The sequence below is a fragment of the Rahnella laticis genome, assembly GCF_015644585.1.
GTDB classification, from domain to species: Bacteria; Pseudomonadota; Gammaproteobacteria; order Enterobacterales; family Enterobacteriaceae; genus Rahnella; species Rahnella laticis.
Map to the genome: position 1 here is coordinate 199,869 of NZ_JADOBI010000007.1, position 20,919 is coordinate 220,787.

Annotated in this window: 15 protein-coding genes; 9 read left to right on the plus strand and 6 right to left on the minus strand. The window is 42.6% G+C overall.

Annotated elements, in window-relative coordinates; genetic code table 11:
* Window positions 1-25: 25 nt before the first annotated feature.
* Entirely contained in the window at window positions 26-1,549 is a 1,524-nt protein-coding gene (locus tag IV433_RS17005) for a sodium:solute symporter family protein (RefSeq protein ID WP_195815053.1), read from the minus strand.
* Between the two features lie 266 nt (window positions 1,550-1,815).
* Window positions 1,816-3,297 carry a SulP family inorganic anion transporter gene (locus IV433_RS17010; RefSeq protein ID WP_195815052.1) on the minus strand — a complete coding sequence of 494 codons (1,482 nt, stop codon included), beginning with the start codon at window positions 3,295-3,297 and terminating at the stop codon, window positions 1,816-1,818.
* Window positions 3,298-3,527: 230 nt separating this feature from the next.
* Between IV433_RS17010 and ychF the strand changes: the two genes are divergently transcribed.
* Together ychF and IV433_RS17020 are read left to right on the plus strand one after the other, a co-directional pair.
* Window positions 3,528-4,619 (plus strand): redox-regulated ATPase YchF, encoded by a 1,092-nt coding sequence (ychF, locus tag IV433_RS17015; RefSeq protein WP_101079643.1) that lies wholly within the window; start codon window positions 3,528-3,530, stop codon window positions 4,617-4,619.
* Between the two features lie 213 nt (window positions 4,620-4,832).
* Window positions 4,833-6,011 (plus strand): tyrosine-type recombinase/integrase, encoded by a 1,179-nt coding sequence (locus IV433_RS17020; RefSeq protein ID WP_195815051.1) that lies wholly within the window; start codon window positions 4,833-4,835, stop codon window positions 6,009-6,011.
* A 205-nt stretch (window positions 6,012-6,216) separates the two neighbouring features.
* Here IV433_RS17020 and IV433_RS26410 read toward each other — a convergent pair whose 3' ends face one another.
* The 3 genes from IV433_RS26410 to IV433_RS17035 are packed head-to-tail and all read right to left on the minus strand — an operon-like array spanning window position 6,217 to window position 8,469.
* Window positions 6,217-6,360 carry an AlpA family phage regulatory protein gene (locus tag IV433_RS26410; protein ID WP_195815197.1) on the minus strand — a complete coding sequence of 48 codons (144 nt, stop codon included), beginning with the start codon at window positions 6,358-6,360 and terminating at the stop codon, window positions 6,217-6,219.
* Window positions 6,361-6,389: 29 nt separating this feature from the next.
* On the minus strand, window positions 6,390-7,232 hold the full coding sequence (locus IV433_RS17030; protein ID WP_195815050.1) for a DMT family transporter: 843 nt from the start codon (window positions 7,230-7,232) through the stop codon (window positions 6,390-6,392).
* Window positions 7,233-7,245: 13 nt separating this feature from the next.
* Window positions 7,246-8,469: an ATP-grasp domain-containing protein gene (locus tag IV433_RS17035; RefSeq protein ID WP_195815049.1), complete on the minus strand. Its 1,224-nt coding sequence runs from the start codon at window positions 8,467-8,469 to the stop codon at window positions 7,246-7,248.
* Between the two features lie 489 nt (window positions 8,470-8,958).
* Here IV433_RS17035 and IV433_RS17040 point away from each other — a divergent pair, with 489 nt between their 5' ends.
* From IV433_RS17040 to IV433_RS17060, 5 genes are all read left to right on the plus strand, one after another.
* A complete protein-coding gene (locus IV433_RS17040) occupies window positions 8,959-9,357 on the plus strand; it encodes a RidA family protein (protein WP_229893432.1) in 399 nt (132 codons plus the stop codon).
* 942 nt (window positions 9,358-10,299) lie between these two features.
* The gene (locus tag IV433_RS17045; RefSeq protein WP_195815048.1) at window positions 10,300-11,598 is read left to right on the plus strand and encodes a 3-phosphoshikimate 1-carboxyvinyltransferase; all 1,299 of its coding nucleotides are present in this window, start codon (window positions 10,300-10,302) and stop codon (window positions 11,596-11,598) included.
* Complete coding sequence (aroA, locus tag IV433_RS17050; protein ID WP_229893433.1) at window positions 11,595-12,971, plus strand: 3-phosphoshikimate 1-carboxyvinyltransferase; 1,377 nt, start codon at window positions 11,595-11,597, stop codon at window positions 12,969-12,971. Before IV433_RS17045 ends, aroA begins: the two co-directional genes overlap by 4 nt.
* A gap of 31 nt (window positions 12,972-13,002) precedes the next feature.
* Window positions 13,003-14,535, plus strand: coding sequence for an asparagine synthetase B family protein (locus IV433_RS17055; protein WP_195815047.1), 1,533 nt, complete (start codon window positions 13,003-13,005; stop codon window positions 14,533-14,535).
* A 189-nt stretch (window positions 14,536-14,724) separates the two neighbouring features.
* Window positions 14,725-17,490 carry a non-ribosomal peptide synthetase family protein gene (locus IV433_RS17060; RefSeq protein ID WP_195815046.1) on the plus strand — a complete coding sequence of 922 codons (2,766 nt, stop codon included), beginning with the start codon at window positions 14,725-14,727 and terminating at the stop codon, window positions 17,488-17,490.
* Window positions 17,491-17,573: 83 nt separating this feature from the next.
* Here IV433_RS17060 and IV433_RS17065 read toward each other — a convergent pair whose 3' ends face one another.
* Window positions 17,574-18,458 carry a LysR family transcriptional regulator gene (locus IV433_RS17065; RefSeq protein WP_155006808.1) on the minus strand — a complete coding sequence of 295 codons (885 nt, stop codon included), beginning with the start codon at window positions 18,456-18,458 and terminating at the stop codon, window positions 17,574-17,576.
* 271 nt (window positions 18,459-18,729) lie between these two features.
* Here IV433_RS17065 and IV433_RS17070 point away from each other — a divergent pair, with 271 nt between their 5' ends.
* Window positions 18,730-19,929: an MFS transporter gene (locus IV433_RS17070; protein WP_229893434.1), complete on the plus strand. Its 1,200-nt coding sequence runs from the start codon at window positions 18,730-18,732 to the stop codon at window positions 19,927-19,929.
* A 67-nt stretch (window positions 19,930-19,996) separates the two neighbouring features.
* Entirely contained in the window at window positions 19,997-20,866 is an 870-nt protein-coding gene (locus tag IV433_RS17075) for a GNAT family N-acetyltransferase (RefSeq protein ID WP_155006809.1), read from the plus strand.
* Window positions 20,867-20,919: the final 53 nt, after the last annotated feature.

Below are 20,919 nucleotides of genomic sequence, written 5' to 3' on the forward strand. Positions count from 1 at the left end.
GCTTTGTTATTTAACGTGATTCTGGTTACCGGGATTCGGTCTGATAAGCGGAAGCGACTTCCGGCGCAGGCAACTCCTCTGCCTGATCCTGATTAAGCGCATTCAGTAACACGTCAACCTCCGCGCTGACCGGGCGGCGGCGAAGTAAACCGCCAAGGACAAAGACCGCCAGTGATAACAGCACCGGAATGGCGACGACCTGTGCCGTGCTCATGTCCGGAACGACGAATTTCACCAGGAAGAAAGCCGAAACGCCGGCTGCCCATGACGTAATCGCCGCCGCCGATCCGCATTTACGGAACCACGGCAACAACCCCAGCAGCATCGGGATAGAAATCGGCCCGACCAGCCCGCCGAACCAGACAATCAGCAGCGATAACACGCCGCCAAAACGGCTGGCATTGACGGCAATCAGCAACGTGGTGAGGATAAACAACACCACCGTGACGCGCGCCACCAGCAGCGAAGATTGTCCCTGACCAAAGCGTTTCGGCAGCAATACCGGCAAAATATCGCGGGTGACGACGGCGGTGATCGCGTTGGAATCCGAAGACGTCATCGACAAGGTGTGCGTAAACATCGCCACCAGCACCAGCCCGATCAGGCCGTTGGGCAGCAACTGCATCGCCATAATGGAATAAGACTGAGAGGGATCGGCGATATCCGGGAATAACAACGGCGCGGCCCACATCGGATAGAACAAAATCAGCGGCCAGACCAGATACAGCGCGGAAGACAGCAACGCTGCTTTGCGGGCGTCCTTTCCGCGCGGAGAAGCGATAAAACGCTGCGCTAAGTTCCAGGTGCCTCCGTTGTAGCTCAGGGTATAAATCACGAAATACGCCAGAATAAAGCCCATCGAATACGGCCCGGCCACGATGTCCGTATGCCCGGCGGGCAGCCGGTCCCAGATGGTCAGCAGGTTGCTGAATCCGCCCAGATGAAAGGCCACGGCCACCACCATCACGATGGCGGCAATAAACTGAACGATAAACTGCCCGAAGTCGTTACAGGCGTCGGCCCACAAGCCGCCCAGCACGGTGTAAAACAGACACAGCACACCGGAAATTGCGATCCCAACCAGCGGATCCAGCCCGGTAAACACATTGATGATAATGGCGATCGCCGCCCATTTAGCGCCCACGTCGAAGGTTTTCAGAAACACCCCGCTCCACGCCAGAATCTGCTGCGTCGGCACGTTATATCGCGTGGCGAGATATTCCATCGGCGATTCGATATTCATATGAATGCGCAGTCGCGCCCAGCGTGGCGCAAAAATGACTGACCCGATGAAAACCGCAATTGAAATCGGGAACGCCCACCAGAAATAGATGGTCAGCCCGAACTTATAGGCCACGGCGGCATAGGCGACAAAAACCGCCGCGCTGTACCCTGACATATGGTGTGAAATCCCTGAAAGCCACCAGGGCATTTTGCCCCCGGCCGCAAAAAAATCCCTGGTGTTACCCACGCGCCGCATGGCCCACAACGTGGTCATCACAATCATGAGCGCGTACAGCGCCATGACAAAATAGTCTATCCCGTTCATCGTTAACTCCGGTGGCAATCTTGCGTTGTCGAAGTCCGGCGGGAAAACTTGCCGGTTTTTTAATTAATCCTAACTAGGGACTAATAAAACCCTAGCATGATGAAACGCGAACAAAACGTGAACAAGATCACGGTTCTTTTCGATATTTATGAGTGAGTTATAGGACTTTCTTATGGATGAGACGGAGATCGGTAAAACGCGCCAGCCGGCTGACGTGCCGCAGCCAAAATAAAAAAGGTGCCGTGTTGAGCGGCACCTGTTGAATGTCAGAGATTATCTTCCGCGACATAATACTGCGGGTCATCCAGTTCGTGGCTGCAAAACGGCCCCGCTTTTTTCAGCAGGCTGACGCAGTCGTTGCTCAGATGACGAAGGCGTATCGTCTTTCCGGCCTCCAGATACCGCGTGGTCAGCTTATCAATCGCCTCGACGCCGCTCGAATCCATCACCCGCGTACCGGCGAAATCCAGCACCACGTTTTGCGTATCATTCTGCGGTTCAAACAGTTCTGAAAACGACGCCGCCGAACCAAAGAACAGCGGCCCTTCCAGCTTATACACCGTCAGCGCGCCCTGGGTTTTCTTCTCGCGGATACGGATCCGCGCCTGTTGCCAGGCAAAAACCAGCGCCGAGATAATCACCCCGCTGATCACCGCAACCGCCAGATCGGTGAAAATCGTAATGACGGTGACAATCAGCATCACCAGCGCATCGGCTTTCGGCATCCGCCGCAGACGGCGCAAAGAACTCCATTCGAACGTGTTGTAGCACACCACCAGCATAATCCCGGCCAGCGCCGCAACCGGCAGCAGCCCGATGTAACCGGACAAACTCACCACAAACAGAATCAGCAAAATCGCGCCGACCGTGCCGGAAATCCGCCCGCGCCCGCCCGACGTAAAGTTAATGATTGATTGTCCGATCATCGCACAACCGGCGAAACAGCCGAACAGACCGCAAATCGTATTGCCCGCACCCTGCGCGATGCTCTCGCGATTACCGTTCCCTTTCTGGCCGCCCATTTCATCGAGCACCGTCATGGTCAGCAGCGATTCAATCAGCCCGACCAGCGCAATCACTACCGCATAAGGCAGCACCACTTTCAGCATTTCCAGGCTGAACGGCACGACCGGCAGGCTGAAGTGCGGCAATGCACCGGAGATATCCGCCAGATCCCCGACCCGCAGCGTGTGCAGGTTAAATCCAATCGCCACGGCGGAAACCACAATCAGCGCCGCCAGCGAAGACGGAATGATTTTGGTCAGTTTCGGGAACAGCACGACGACCAGGATCGCCAGCAGCACCAGCCCGTACATCAGCGGGCCCTGCCCGGCAATCATGTGAAGCTGCGCCAGCATAATGACAATCGCCAGCCCGTTCACAAATCCGTGTACCGCTGGCAGCGGCACCATCCGGATAAACTTACCCAGCCGGAACACACCAATCAGAATCTGAATCACACCGGCAAAAATCGTCGCCCACAGCACATATCCCATGCCGTGTTGCGCCGCAAGGCTCATCAGCACCACCACGATGGAGCCCGCAGCGCCCGACACCATGCCCGGTTTACCGCCAAACAGCGCGGTCACCAGCCCGATGATAAAAGCAGTGTGCAAACCGACGATCGGCGACAGCCCCGCCACCAGCGAAAACCCGACGGCCTCCGGGATCATCGACACCGCCACAACAAATCCGGCCAGCGTTTCGTTCTTCACTTCCGACAACTTCAGACCACGCGGGCTAAACATAAGACATCCGGTTTACTTCCAGTCAGTTAAAAAATTGTGACAAGTATCTAAAAATGGCCGGAACGAGGCAAGGTTTAATCAATCCGGTCAATGAGGTAGCGGCTGTTCATCACGATCACAACCGGATCGAGAAAAATGCCGTTCTCGTGTATAATGCGGGGAATTATGGTCATTACATCGCGCAATTACATTTAATTGCTTGATAATTAAGATATTAAGGTGAGAAAAACATGGGATTCAAATGCGGTATCGTCGGCCTGCCGAACGTCGGTAAATCCACTCTGTTCAATGCGCTGACCAAAGCGGGTATCGAAGCAGCAAACTTCCCGTTCTGCACCATCGAACCTAACACCGGCGTCGTGCCAATGCCCGATCCGCGTCTTGACCAGCTGGCCGAGATCGTAAAACCACAGCGTATCCTGCCGACTACCATGGAATTCGTGGACATCGCCGGTCTGGTAAAAGGCGCATCCAAAGGTGAAGGTCTGGGCAACCAGTTCCTGACCAACATCCGTGAAACCGAAGCGATTGGCCACGTTGTCCGTTGTTTCGAAAACGACAACATCATCCACGTTAACAACAAAGTGGATCCGGCTGACGATATCGATGTCATCAATACCGAACTGGCGTTGTCTGACCTGGATACCTGCGAACGCGCCATTCACCGCGTACAGAAACGTGCCAAAGGCGGCGACAAAGATGCCAAAGCTGAACTGGCTGCGCTGGAAAAATGTCTGCCACAGCTTGAAAATGCAGGCATGCTGCGTGCGCTGGATCTGACCGAAGAAGACAAAGCGGCCATCCGCTACCTGAGCTTCCTGACGCTGAAACCGACCATGTACATCGCCAACGTTAACGAAGACGGTTTTGAAAACAACCCGTACCTCGACGTTGTACGTAAAATCGCCGACGCCGAAGGTTCTGTTGTCGTTGCCGTTTGCGCCGCGGTTGAATCTGACATCGCCGAGCTGGACGACGCTGACCGTGAAGAATTCATGGCCGAGTTAGGCATTGAAGAGCCAGGCCTGAACCGTGTGATCCGCGCCGGTTACGAGCTGCTGAACCTGCAAACCTACTTCACCGCTGGCGTGAAAGAAGTCCGCGCATGGACCATCCCTGTCGGTGCTACCGCGCCACAGGCCGCAGGTAAAATCCACACCGACTTCGAGAAAGGCTTCATCCGCGCACAAACCATCGCGTTCGAAGACTTCATCACCTACAAAGGTGAGCAAGGCGCGAAAGAAGCCGGCAAAATGCGTTCTGAAGGCAAAGAGTACATCGTCAAAGACGGCGACGTGATGAACTTCCTGTTCAACGTCTAAATAAAATTTGTTGTCTCATGGGATCTCAATGTATCTCGTGAAGACTGACAAAACCCATAAAATCCACGCAATTACGTGGATTTTTCTTTTCATGGCATCTCATCCATCTCATGACAGCGCAGTCAAAAATGAGTACAAGCATGAGTACAATCAGTATCCATCTTCATTTTAGGTGAGTACAATAGCGGTATAAGAAATAGACAAGGACTCGCTATGCTCACTAATACGCAATGCCGCACTGCTAAGCCGAAAGAAAAACTCTATCGACTCAATGACTTCAACGGTCTCTACTTGGAAGTGAAACCCAACGGCAAAAAGGCATGGCGCTATCGGTTTAAACTCAACGGCAGATCCAGCATGTTTGCGTTGGGCGAGTATCCAGCGGTAAAACTTGCCGAGGCGCGGGAGAAATGCGAGCAAGCACGTAAGCAAGTTGCAGAGGGAGTCAACCCGGCACAGGCTCGTCAGTTAGATAAGATCCGCAAAGTCAACGATGCCTCCAACACCTTTGAGCTTATCGCTAAAGAGTGGTTGCAGATGAAAGACTGGGCCGACATCACCAAAACGCGCCGCCTTGATATGCTTGAGCGTGTAGTTTTTCCCGCCATAGGCAAACTTCCTATCAGGGAAATCACCCCGCACCATATTCTTAAAATTCTTCAGGAAACAGCTAAGCGTGGTGCTCCGACCGTTGCCGCTGAAGCTAGACGCACTATTTCATCGGTTTTTGAGTTGGCAGTAGCAACGCTCAGAGCAGACAGCGATCCTGTCTGGCCGGTACGTAAAGCACTTCCGGCAAACAAGACGCAGCACAAGCAGGCATTGAACACACAGCAAATCGGGAAGCTGTTAAGCTGTTTTGACAACAGTCGCGGCTCATATCAGGTTAACTATTGCATGTGGCTAATGTGGTGGACGCTGGCGCGGCCTGCCGAAGTTACAGATGCGGAATGGGCAGAGTTCGATCTCGATAACGCACAGTGGACAATTCCGGCAACGCGAATGAAGGCCCGCAGAGAACACGTTATTCCCCTTCCCTCCCAGGCCGTCAAAATGTTGCGAACTCTCATTGGATTAACTGGACACAGGCAGCATCTTTTTCCGGGACGTGATAATCCGCGCGGTCCTATGACGGCACACTCCTTGCGGCAACTGCTCAAAAGTCTCGGTTGGAGTGGCACTTATAGCCCACATGCCACCAGAACTACCGGTAGTACGCGTTTAAACGAGATGGGCTATCGTCCTGATGCAATTGAGACTCAACTTGCGCACGCTGATACCAATAATGTGCGCCGAACATATAATCATGCAATCTATCTTGAAGAACGAAAAGTTATGATGCAAGAATGGGCGAATAAACTTGATGAATGGATTCTGGAAAACTACGAATGAGCATTACTTTTTTAGATTTTATCAATTCGATGATCTTGCCCCGCCATTTCTATACATCATACTGATCATTATTTTTGGATATAACAGAAGCTTGGGAAAGAACAATTTTCTATACATAAATAATGAAAAAAAATCAACCTCCCAAGATACTGATCAAGAGGTTGATATTCTTTAACATAAAGAATCAGCCTAGTTGGGATCGCAATTAACTGAGCTTCTCAGTGATCCATTCATCAATCTCATTTTCAAGACAGGCTATGCTGATTGGGCCAATTTTGCAAGATTGAGGAAATTTATCGTTTTCATAGCTCGGTAAACCAGTGAACGCTTCATGCCTGTTTTTAACCATAAATTGATATAAAATTATCACATCATTAATTATGATAACTTCAAGAGGATAACACCAGAAATTATAATTAATAACCCAGCGAATTGGATTTTACTTAAGCGTTCCCCGCGAATAACAAAAGCGAGCAAAGCTGTGACACCACTTGCAAGCGAACTTAAAACCGTAACTATTGCTACGCTACCAAATTTTGAGCCGTAAGCCAAAGAAGCAAAACCAATTAAGCTAAATATACTAATTGAAAAAATCAACATCAGATTTGAAACTGAAGGAATCGTTACATCCTTTTTAATTATCGAGAATGAAAACAATATAATAAAAGCTGTAAAATAATATACCCATAGTGAGTTAATCACTCCTAGGGCATGTACGGCATACTGCCCCTGAAGCCAAAACCCCAATCCAAACATCACAGCAGAAAGAAACGCACAAATAATTGAGCTAGCCGAATTCTTATTTTCTCTTTTAGTTTCGGGTATACTTGTTAAACATGCACCAATGACACAAACAGCCAAGCTTAATAAAGTGAAGGTTGTAAGAGGCTTCCCACTTAGAAGTGCAAGTATTGTGGTAACGGCACCATATAGAGAAGCTATAGGAGCAACTATAGATGCTTTACCAATTGAAAGAGCTTTTAGCAAAAAAAGCATAGCCAAAAGATTGAAAATTGATGCAGTAATACATATTGCCAGACTCAAATAGCTTAGTTCGAAAGGAATAAAATTCTTTAATAAAAAAGCAGATAGTATCAACAGTCCGAATGTTTGGCTCAGAAATAAAGTTTTAACCACACCATTTTTCCGAGATGCAGCACCAGCTATAAAATCCGTACTGCCCCAACAAAGAGCAGAAAGTAACCCCATCAAAATAGACACTGTTATTACCTCTTTAGGAGATCTTATTAAGATAAATTGTATTGGAAATCTCTTTGGCATTTGCCATAGCATCTTCGCAAGAATCACCGCATGCTAACACATGACCGATAATAGCGCCAAAATTTCTTTGTTGCGACACAATATTAATTGGTAATTTTTTAAACCCACTCTCAATATAATACGGACTTTCCGTACATATATCTATGGTAGTAATACACTCATATTCATCAGAGAAAATCAATAAATCCGCAACATATTTAAAATCTGATTTATGTTTTGTAGAAATTGCGACCTCATCACCGCAGAGAAAATTAATCAAGTGGTGAATTATATCTATACCAGAAGTCATATATACTTGCTTTACTGCCCTTGCTCCAGCTACTCTAAGATTTACTTCAACCAATACTGGGCCTTTATCAGTTAATATGAACTCAATATTCAGTGCTCCTCCTTTTAGTTCCAAAGCTTCAACCCAACAATCGATATGATGATGAATCATCCTGTAATCGTCTTCCGACAAATCCGCAGGCTGAGATACACCTTCCATACAAAGACTATTATTCTCTGATACGAAAATTTTGTTTATCCCTGCAATATACCACTCACCTAAATTATATATAACCTCTACGCCATAAAACTCACCAGTTAAAAACTCTTCAATAATAAAATCATTATATTTACTCCCTAACATAGATAATTTTGATGATTCATTTATTTGATTTAACGTTTGGATGTATTCATTTTTATTTTTACAAAGATGAACGCCATAGGCTCCAGCATCACGTATAGGCTTTAAAACAAAGGGATAATGCACAAAGGGATCACTAGGTGGTGTTGATAAAGAGAATTCTTGGTACATAGGTTGAATGAAGCCTCTATTCTTCAGGATATCTCGTGTATTTTTTTTGCTGTAAACATTTTTTAACCCTTTTAAAGAAGGATGAGGTAATTCAAGCTCATTAGCTACTTCAGAAGTAAGGATCATAACGTCATCAAAGCATCCTATGATACCAGATACAATCATTTGTTTTTCTTGGATAAGAGTCAGTATGCTTCCTCGATTCAAATCTTCGAAGTAATAAACATTATCAAATAAATCCAAATCCAAATCTAATAACAAATTAGGATTTCTGTTATGCAATGATGTAAATAAAATGGGTGACATCCCACGCTGTCTGACAAATGATATTCCAGTACATTCTACTGGTCTAGCTTCAATGAAAATAAAAACACTCATAAAACCTCACACTTTAAAATAAATTAAATTACGATTATATAATGATATTTACCTTCTTAGTTATGGTTAGGCATTTTAATTCAAGTTTATCAAGCTTGGTAAATGCTATTGCAAAAACCAGAAAAATTAAACACACTTTTATTCACAAGTGTATTGACACATAAGTCACAAATGCATTGCCATCGAAAACAATTTAATTCCGCCAAAACATTATTTTAATGTCATGCAAATATTAAATATTAAAATCAATAAGTTGAGATAATGTTAGTACAATCCTTTATCAAAACCCGATCCTGTAAAAACGCATTTTACTTATATAGGTATGATTTAAAGATATAAAAAGACACTCTGCATCCAAACAAAAATAAAAACCCTCTTGACAGAAAGCATCTATTTCATTAACTAATATTCAGAATGGAAAATGGGTGCCTATTGAAGCCGATAGGATATTTTAACAGAAATGAATTTTCTACTATTCTGGAGATACTTATGTCGATCGAAACGAAAAAAACAGTATTTAGTCCCTCACCGTGGGAAAATAAGATGGGATATTCAAGAGGAAAACGAATTGGGAATCAAGTTTTCATTGCAGGATGCGTCGCCTCGGATGGTGATGGAAACGTCATGGGGGATGATGCATATACACAAACGCTATATATCATAGATAAAATTGAAAAATATCTAAAGGAACTTGATGCAAATCTAATAGATGTAGTAAGCACTGTTACACATATAAAAGATTTTGTATTTTTTGATGATTACTGTCGCGGATTTAAAGAAAAATTTGATTCAATACGACCTGTAAATACAACAATTGCTGTGAGTTCTATGGTTAGGCCCGAACATTTAGTAGAAATAACAGCTATTGCAATTATAAGCGATTTTTAAACTTCATTTGTTGAAATGAACAATGTACTAGCCACAAATTAGCTGCTGGCAGTCTATTGAATGGATAGTGGCATTTTATCATTTTCAGTGCTTTATATGGAGATAAGATGCTGATAAATTGAACACAAGCAGCTCATAGTTCATGCCCATTGGCTTTGTCCGTTTAGAACAGACGGTAAGTCTGTACACTAGCGGTCATGCCTTTGGGCCTACATCAGAACAAGAATATGGTATAACCCTCATTACTCACTTTGATACAGAATAATATTCAGGGGGGAATGAGAATCATTGTAAAAAACATCTGGAGGCCTTTATAAATTTACTTCTAACATGTTGATATAAATACTTTACCTTATAATTCGGTTAGTAGGTCATATTATCCTAGTACCCAAAGTTTATTCTTTTGATTAATTGTTTCAATCAACTCATTCCTTCTCATGCACACCTCCGCTATCGCAGAAAATAACAGGACTTATTGTTCCATACTTTCTTCATTTTTAAGCCCAAACATTGTTCTGTCTCTAAAATTCCTTTAATACCGTCCTCAAAGCACTATCAATTCCAGCTAAAACATTAAGGACACTAATCCCCATAGAACCGGACTTCCCTGAGTCTCTCTATCTTTATGTTTACATAGATATTTGGTGCTGCAGGCCATAATGAATATCCATTGGCGTTCTTAGGAACTTGTTATCAAGGGCGTCAAGGAATCTCAAAGTTATCACAAATTAATCATTTAATATAAATTAAAGTGATAAGAAATGGCAAAATACATTACCTTATGAAATATAACAAGATAATACTCATTATTGACAACATAGTCATAACTGTTTGGATCTAGGAACTATTTTTTTCTCGGTCACATTAGGTCTATTTGTAATTAGCGGATCGGAGCAAATCCTGAAATTGAAAAATGTGAAAGTAATACAAATAGGGGATCGCATGGAAAAAGTCATCGTCTATCCAGGTGCTGGGCTAAATGGGGACATTTCAATCCCCTCTTCAAAGCCTCACATACAAAGAGCCCTTTTATTGGCTCTATTAAATGAAAGAACTACAAAAATTGTTAATATATCTTGGAACACCGAAACAGAGAACCTTCTACGTGCCTTGAAGCAGTTTGGTTTAAAGGTATTAGAAGAGACTGATACCACGATTCTTCTTCGAGGCATGGGGTGGGATCTAGACGTAAATGGTGAAATCAATGCAGAAGGGTCAGGGATGCTTTTTCGCACCTGTTCAGCACTAGCAGCTTTGACGAATGATGTCGTCAGGATAAAATGCAACGAATCGCTATTCAGTAGAGAGAGTTTATTTGATGATGCATTCTGCTCATTGTTAAATATATCGTTGATTCGAATTGGTCGAAACTTAGTTGAGGTTAGGAGAAAACAGCATAATGAGCAACTACCACTGACGACCAAGAACAGCACACAATTTATATCATTCGCGCTCTTCGTATCCCCCTTCTTAGATAATAAAGTTATACCTGTTTGCGATAAAGATGTCGGTGCAGGTTATATTGCAATGACAATCCAGTCAATGGAAATGCTTGGGAGCAGTGTTATCCATACACCTGGGCAGCTGAAAGTAGCCGAATATGCTCCGAGAGATATAACCATAAATATACCATCAGATTTCACATCATTAAGTTACGTGGCATCTTCAATATTAAGTATAATAGGAGAAAGCCAAGTAAAAATTGTCAACTACCATCATGGCGGGACTATCAATGAAGAACATCTTTTCAAAATTTACAATAACTTTGGTTTATCTCTTGAGCACGATTTGAAACTCAAGGAGTTAATACTTACTCGTCGGCCATCAATGCCACTACATACCGAAATATCACTAAAAGAACTACCTTCTGCTGCTGCAAACATAATAGCCGCAACCTCTAACCTAGGCGGCCATTTGATATTTAATGGTGTTACAGGAATAAACAACCATAAATGTCAACGGGCATTCGTGATCAGTGAAAATATTAGGCGAATGGGTGGTACTAGCTCATTAATTTTCAATAGCATTGGAGTATTCGAGAAAATATATATTGGAGGTGGTGAACAACTGTCTGGAGGAATAGAACTTCACAGCTATGGTGATCATAGAGTGTGTGCCGCTAATGTAATCGCTGCCCTTGGAGCAAAGCAAGCATCAACAATTCACGGTGTAAAAAAGCTAAATGACGGTTTTCCAGGATTCATTGAAACCCTTAAGCGTTTAGGGGCTAACATTCAATGAAAATTGGAAGTATAAATATATTAGGAGAAATTATGGGTAACAGAATTGATAAAACCATAGAGCTAGTCAAGGTGTCTTTCACTTCGCGATTAAAGGGTACCTTAAATTTGCCGTCATCAAAAAGTTCATCAACAAGAGCTTTATTGACATCAGCTGTAACTACCGGAGAAAGCAAAATAGCAAACGTAGCTACTGGTTTTAATACAATCTCCATGAAAAAAAACTGCGAACGCCTTGGAGCAACATATAAAGAGAAAGACGGGATTCTCATAGTGAATGGTATCGACATACATTCAGTAAATAATCCTATTGATTTTGATCCAGGTAACTCTGGAGTAGTTCTGCGACTCTTCATGGGGGTAGCAGGGTATCTACCAGAGTCAAGATTTACTACAGAGTACGAAAACTCATTAGGAGTTCGTTCTCAGACAGAAATGGTACATGCCCTACGAATGCTGAATGTGCACTGTGAGTCAATGGGCGAGGATGATCGCCTCCCTATAAAAATCAAATCAAACAGAAAACTGGCAAACTATACCGAAGTTTCTTGTAGGAAAAGTTCTCAGTTTTTAAGTGGTTTGCTTTATCTTGGCGCAATTGGTAACGAAGACCTAACGATTCGTGTAACCGATAGTATAACAGCACCATCAATGGTCCATACGACCATCAACAACCTTAAGCGGGCTGGTGGTGAAATATCATTCGATAAAGACTTCAGAACATTCTTTGTTAACGGCAAAAAGCAACTTACTGCAACTAATTTTGAAGTAGGTTCTGACCCTGCAAGTACTGCCGCAATATTAGCTCTATGTGGATCAATGAACTCCGATGTCATATTGAGTGGTTTTTTCGAGGAAGAGCTTGGAAACGGTGCTGTAATCCAATATTTACTCGACAGTGGCACAGGCATTGAGTTCCTTGCAGATAACAAAATCCGAATTTCCGGTACTCCTGATATCCGCCCTTTGGATTTTGACGGTTCGCTCGCCCCAGATGCTGTGCCAGCATTAGCTGCAAGAGCTGCATTTGCAAATGGTACCAGTACTTTCTACAACATCGAACATATTCGCTACAAGGAATCTGATCGCATTTCCGACTTTAGGCGAGAGCTCTCAAAACTCGGGGTTAAATCTGATGAAAAACAAGATCAGCTGATCATACATGGGAATCCCTTGGGATATGATGGAGGTGTAACCTTGGACGGCCACTATGATCACGGATTGATAATGGCACTCACGACAATCGGAATGCATTGCAGAGAACCAATACTGATTAAAGAACCCTATCACGTGGGGCAAACCTATCCTGAATATTTCTCAGAGGTCAAATACCTTGGAGCAGAAATCAGTGAACTCGCAAAAAAAAATTCATGAAGATTATCTTATTAATTGAAAGGAGTTATACATGTGTGGGATTGCTGCAATATATAGTACCAGCTCAAATTCAATAGTTGATATTGAAGGTCAACTTTTTTCGATGATGAAGAAGATCGCACATCGTGGCGATGCATCAAATTTTAATGAACATTTGGTTAAGAATAATTTTGGACTCGCGACAAATCGTCTGGCGATCGTTGAGAGGGATTGTGCAAGGCAGCCAGTATCAGACAATGAACGCGATATTCATGCTGTTCTTAATGGCCAAATTTTTAATTATAAGCAGATTCGTGCAGATTTATCAGAGATTGGGTATAAATTTGAAGGCGCGGGAGATACGGAAGTTCTGCTAAAAGCATATATAGAGTATGGGCCTTCTTTTGTCGAACGTCTTGATGGTATGTTTGCTTTTGTTATTGTAGATAACGATAAAAATACATTCCTTATTGGCCGAGACCATGTCGGAATTAAGCCATTATATTATGTACAAAAAGATAATATCTGGTATGTCGCATCTGAGATGAAGTCATTGCTGAGCCTCGCATCAGATATCAAAACGTTAGATCCTGGCTCAATATTTGACGGGAATTCCATCTACAAATATGTTGATTATAGTTCATACCGAGAGGTAAGTAACGATAACGAAGATGTTGCAAAAATAAAGGTACGTGAATTATTAGAGAATGCTGTCAAGTCCCAGATAGATACAGATCTACCTATCTCAGTAATGTTTAGCGGTGGTTTGGACAGTGCAGTAGTTCTATATCTTGCAAAAAAATACCATCCCAATGTCACTGCTATTTCATTTGGTTTGCCTGGTTCTAGCGATATAGACATCGCTAAGAGATTTTGTTCAGAAAATAATATTCGTCATATTATTTTCACATTCACCAAGGAGGATCTTATCGCAAACATACAGGAAACGATATATTATAGTGAGTCCTTCGAGAAAATTGATGGTATAGATTCCACTATAGCACATTTTGGATACTATGTAGCAAACAGGCTTGGTTTTAAGGTATCGCTATGTGGTGAGGGCAGTGATGAGATTTTTTACGGATATGATCTTTTTAAAGACCACGAATACCCTGCTGAACTCTCTAGATATAGACTAACCAATTTGCACAGGACTGATTTGCAGAGGGTTGATCGAGCAAGCATGCGTAATACTGTGGAAGCTCGCGTTCCATTCATGAACCGCAGCTTAGTGCAATATGTACTGAGCTTGAAAGACCATTTAAAACTCAGAGATGGAATAGAAAAATACATCCTACGGGAAGCTTTTCGTGATGCACTACCGGATTACATAATTGACCGACCAAAAATAAGAATGCCTGATGGAAGCGGTGTCAAGAACACCATCGTAGACTACGTGGATAGAATTGGCATAAATGCTCCAAGTGAAGTGATTTCAGCATTGAATTCAATTGGTGTTGAGGACAAGTCATCAATTTACTTTTCACATCTATATTTACAACACGGATATCCTTTTCCAAAAGAAAGATTTAAGGAAGTAGGAAAAGACTACTCAAAATCAGGTTATTTTAACTTCATTTCTTAAATGAAATATACGTGGTGATAGATATACTATTTTATAACTATCAGCCGACTTGGCGATGCACGTATTTATTTTCTAAATACGTGCATTCGCCTAAAAAAAGATCTATTATTAAAAATAACTTTATTAAACCAACTTCATTTTTTAAATTTAAACAATTGTTTTTTAAATGTTACACATCGGAGAATAGATATGCAATTACAGTTGAGAAATATGGCTTGGAGACAGCTTACAGGTATTGGTACATTTGAATGGAGGCTGCACAAAAAAGACAATGTCGAAGGTATCTCTGATCACCTGAGTATTCAAATATATAGGAATTCTTCGGAGATTCTCTTTGAATATAGTGTTTACAACAGTTTACCTGGTCTTTTTTTCTCGAACCTTTTAAGGGCTCCAAACAATGTGGCCATTTACGATAAGGACGATAATTTAAGTTTTAGTGAACTCGCGGAGGTTAGCCTACACGTTGCCAATGTGATGAGGGTTTTAGGATGCAAACCCGAGGATTGCGTTGGTCTTTTTGTTGAACCATCACTTGAGCAGATGATCGGGCTATGGGGGATTATATTCTCAGGTGCCGCATATCTACCGTTACCACCTGACTCTCCAAGAGAAAGACTTGAATATATGGTCCATGATGCTTCGGTCAAAATCATCTTCACACAACAACATTTAAGAGATAAATTGCAATCAATCGAGTCAAATAAAGATATAAAAATAGTGACTTTGGAAGATATCTGTTCTTTTTCGAAATCAGAAGAACCCATGATCTTTACTCCAATTATTCAATTAAGACCTGAAAATTTAGCCTATATTGTATATACGTCCGGAAGCACTGGAAACCCAAAAGGCGTATTAATTGAACATCGAAGTGTGGTTAATCAGATGCAATGGTTGGTTGAAAAAAAATACATAGGATTTGATAAGACAATTATTCATAAAACACCGATAGGTTTTGATGCAGCACAATGGGAAATGCTTACTGTTTGCAGTGGTAGCAAGTTATTCGTAAGTAGATTCGGTTTGAATAAAGATCTTGCCAAACTTTTAAATGAGATTATCGAACATAATGTCACTTTACTTCAATGCGTCCCTACATTATTACAAGCAGCAGTCAAGAAAGCCCAGTTTTCTAATTGTATTTCTTTATCACATATTCTCTGTGGTGCTGAAAGCCTAACTAAGAAGCTTGTAACTAGATGTATGGACATATTGCCAGGATGTTTGATTGTCAATTTATATGGACCAGCTGAATGTACGTGCAACGCTTCTTTTTACGAGATCCTCCCCAATGTTTTTTGTAATGATGACATAACGGGCGTGCCAATTGGCAACCCCGTTAATAACGTCGAGTTTCATCTTCTCAATGAATCAGGCACATCGGTACCTAACGGGGTAATAGGTGAGCTACACATATCCGGCGTACAAATATCACGAGGCTACCTTAATCTTGAACAATTGACAAAAAATAATTTTAATAGCTATCAGAAGGAATTAGATCTAAAGTCTTCTACCTTATATAAAACAGGAGATCTTGCTTATATTGACAATGACGGTCGATACAACTTCTGCGGCAGAATTGATGCTCAAGTAAAAGTAAGAGGTATGAGGGTAGAGTTAGAGGAAATCAAGGTTGTTTTAGAAAATAGTCTGTATGTAGAAACCACCGTCGTTATCACACACGAAGTAGGTGGCCTTAATGACTATCTCTTGGCATATGTTAAGCTGAGCTCCAGAGGAATTAAATTAAAAGATACCGTAGGTGATTTAGAGCTGGAAATAATAATTAGAAAAGAACTCGAAAATAAATTACCGAACTATATGATTCCAAGTTTCTTTGTTTTATCAGAAACAATACCATTGACATCCAGTGGTAAAGTTGATGTAAACAAGATTAAAAACTTAGTTAAAAAACATCATAAAAAAAACATATCCGGACCACGAAATGAAACAGAAAACATCGTTCTTGAAATATTTAAATCCACTCTAGAAATTGAGATGGTATCTATTTATGATAATTTCAATACTCTTGGAGGTGACTCTATGAGTGCAGTTGACTTAGTACTTTCAATAAATGAAAAATTCAATATTGAATTACCTATTCATGCTATAATTGAGAGCCCTACTATCGAATCAATTTCTAAAATAATTAATGAAAAAAACTTAAAAACCCCATCCAGAGTTGTTTGCCTACAGAGCAATGGAAATAATAGACCTATTTTTTGCTGGCCTGGGCTTGGTGGGTATCCGCTTAGTTTAAATTTACTTGCCCATAGACTTGGAAAAAATCAACCATTTTACGGAATTCAAGCATATGGTATTAATACGCAAGAGAAACCGTACACTTCAATAGAAAAAATGGTTGCGGCGGATATTATGGAAATTAGACAAATTCAAGAGCAGGGGCCATATACACTCTGGGGATACTCTTTTGGGACAACTTTAGCCATTGAAGCAGCGTTACAACTTGAAAAAATCGGAATCGAAGTTGAAGAGCTAGTGCTGATTGCTCCAGGTATACCTCAGGATGTCAAGATGGAAAATCACAGGAACTCCTTTGATAACAAGGAACTCGTGAAGCTACTTTATTCCGTATTTTCTAAAAATAAGGATCACGAGGGATTACGAAATTGCTTGCTATCAGCAAAGGATGAAAATAGCTTCGCCACATTCATTTGTAAACACTTCAATATATCAAGTATAAGTTTGGTAATAAAAATCACTAAAGTAATTATTGAATCATTCTTTGCTTCTCATAAGTGGTTGAATACAGGTCCAATGACTGTCGATGCCGCAGCATTAATCCTTCCAGCATATAATGATGAAATATCCATCTACGAAAGAAATATAGTTCACTTCCGTAAAGGCATGGAAATTAAAAAATTAAGAGCAACACATTTTGACACATTAGAAGATAGAGGCCTCGATGAGATTTTATCAAAATTAAATCGTTAGAATCTCATATACATTATTTTTTTCTGCGAATCTATGATATGTTTCGGCCCCTGATGTGATAACAGGAGCCGCATAAAATTTTTTTAAAGAGGGAATAAATTGTCTACTATAAAATCAACGAAGGTTCTCAACTTAGGTGAGAGAAAGCGACCAGAAGGCCATACAACTCTTAACGTCGTGATCTCTTTATTGAAATCGTCAAGTACAGAAATTAATTTTCCAGATTCCAATTGGCTCTTGATAGCGATATCCGGTATACACGCTACACCAAGACCCTCTTCGGCAAATGTGACCAGTGGGCCAAGCGTGTTAGTCACCATACTTGTTCGTAATTCAAAACTGGCTGTTTGAGTCAAACCCAATGGCCAATTTCCTGTTTTGCCAGTACTACGATAACGATATAACAACCCATCGCGATCTTTCAAATCGTCTGGTTTCTTGGGTAAGCTAGTGCGTTGGAAATATTCAGGGGATCCAACAATAACCCTTCTGTAACTGCCGACTTTCCGAGATGTTAGTCGTGAATCGGTTAACTCTCCCGTTCGAATGACGACATCAAAACCTTCCTCTATGACATCCACTAACCGGTCAGAACAATCAATATCTAACTCTATTTCAGGATATTCTTTTTTGAATAGTGCAAATTTTGGCATAAAGAGCATCCCCACGGAAGGGACGCTAATTCTTAATTTCCCAGAAGGGATAGAGAGCGATTGAGATATTTCATTTTCTGCAGCTTCTACTTCGCACAGAATACGGCGGCAACGCTCAAGAAACTGCGCACCTTCTGGGGTTAGATTCACAGTGCGGGTAGATCTATGCAGTAGGCGCACATGTAATCTTTCTTCCAAACGGCCAATCGCCTTACTTACTGCCGATGCCGATATTCCCAGCTGCCGTCCAGTAGCAGTGAAACTTCTCGTTTCCCCAACGCGTACAAACACGTCAAGCACGCCCAGACTTTCCATAGCACCTCCTTCATTGATGACATTTCCGTCATATATGTTGTGAAATTTAGCCTATTTTTCCTCCTTTCTCCTAGGCCCATACTCTTATTTTACATTCATGCAGCCAAATGATAGGCCATCGGCACTCACATAAAGCCATGTAGATAGGCTTAAACAAGGAAGTACAAATTCGTTCGGAGGAGCAGGCCTAATTGCTTACATACATGAAAATACCGATGCTTTTATGGCATGAGATTAGCATTTAATATCGGAAAATTGAGGGGAAAAACGAATGACATCAAGAGACAAGGATGAAATGCCTAATGCTAACACCAATAGTCAGGATTTACCGCTGGCTGCGCTTTTAGCACTATCGATGGCAGCATTTTTGACACTATTGACCGAGATAATGCCAGCCGGACTGCTCTCATCCATTTCCGAAGGTTTAGATGTCTCTGAAAGCCTGGCAGGCCAGTTTATCACAGCTTACGCAGTGGGAGCCCTTATTGCAGCTATTCCTGTAACTGCACTTACTCAAGGAATACGTCGGCGGCCACTGCTATTGACTGCGATCTTAGGATTTGCACTGGTTAACCTTATTACTGCGATTTCTGACAGCTACACCCTCTCTATCGTTGCACGATTCTTTGCTGGCGTTTTCGGTGGTATCGTCTGGTCGCTGCTGGCAGGCTACGCTGTGCGCATGTCGCCATCTCAATTAAGCGGGAGAGCTATAGCAATCGCCACGGCAGGCGCAACGATAGCATTAGTACTAGGAGTGCCGCTTGGTTCATTATTAGGACGAGCATTCGGTTGGCAAGGTGCTTTTGGGCTGATGAGTGCCGTGGCAATCTTGCTCATCATATGGGTAATCGCCATCGTTCCTGATTTCCCTGGTCAATCCAGAGAACAGCGCCAGTCGTTGATCAGTGTCTTTAAGAAGAGTGGCATTCGCTCAGTTCTTTTTGTGGTCATGTCCTTCGTTGTCGCCCACAACGTTCTCTACATCTACATCGAACCGTTTCTGACGATGTCGAATTTATCAGAAAATGTCGATATCGTCCTCTTGGTCTTTGGCTTCGGCTCTGTCATTGGGCTATGGTTCGTTGGTGTAATGGTCGATCGTAAGCTGCAATTTCTTGCCGTAGCTAACATTATTGTTTTCGCCTTTTCTGCTTTGCTTCTGGGCTTATGGGGTCATTTTGCGCAAATAGTTTATCCCTCTGTCTTGATTTGGGGTCTTTCCTTTGGCGGCTTCGCGACTATTACCCAAACAGCATTATCTCGCTTTGCTGGCAACTCAGTTGATGTTGCCCAAGCCATGTATACAACGGGCTGGAATACTGCTGTTGCCTGTGGCGGTGTAGTTGGCGGTATTTTACTTGATAGAGCAGGAGCCCCCTCCTTTGCCTGGGTCGTGATCGGAATTCTAGCTATTTCGTTATTGGGTACGGTCTTCGCTATGAATAAAGAGCTGTCAAAAAAGAACTGAAGTACCGATAAAGTTCTCTGAGGATTTTAGGGTCTTCAAATTCACCACGATAGTACGGAGATATATCATGATTACCGTTACAGACAATCTCAAAGATACACTTCAGATAAGTATTGCCTCCCCGATGGAATGGTTAGAGGTGATTGAGATGGCTCAACAAGAAACTTGGGATCCGGGCCATGGAGATGATCTCTCATTTTTTAGCGTGGATAATGCTGGATTCTTTATCGGCAGCCTAAATGGCAAGATAGTTGCCGCGATTTCAGTGGTGAATTTTCACGGAACTTACGCTCATCTTGGATACTATATTGTTAAGCCGGAATTTAGAGGCAGAGGATTAGGATTAACTCTTTGGGAAACGGCGATTAAACATGCTGGCGACCGTTGTATCGGCCTTGATGGGATGCCAGCTCAGGAGGCCAACTATAGTAAATGGGGCTTTTCTACGCATTATCACACACATAGATTCCAGGGTGTGGCAAGCGCCAACTTTAAGAAAATTGGCAATATAAGTGCTATAAACGGTGGTCACCTTCCTGCTGTGATAGCTTTCGATGAGAAGTTTGTCGGTTATTCTCGTATCAACCTGTTGTCTTGCTGGTTCAATAATGCCAACCGCAAAGGATTCATTCTCACTGAGAAACAGGTAATCAAAGGCCTTATCGGAATACGTCCATCTGATACCGGATATCGTATCGGACCTTTCTACGCGACAGATGCAAGCCATATTGAATCGCTTCTCCACGCCGCGATGGCGGAATTACCAGAGAATACTTTGGTAACAATTGACGTTCCAGAGTTTGCAACTGAAACGATCGCTCTTCTGACCTCATCTGGGTACCGGGCTCTTTTCCACACATGCAGGATGTATCTTGGCATTCCCCCACTCTTTTGCCAGCATGGCAACAACGCCGTAGCCTCGCTTGAACTTGGGTGAAATGCATAGTGTGAAGCGTTTAAGCCCGTAGGACTTATCACTCTGAGGAACGA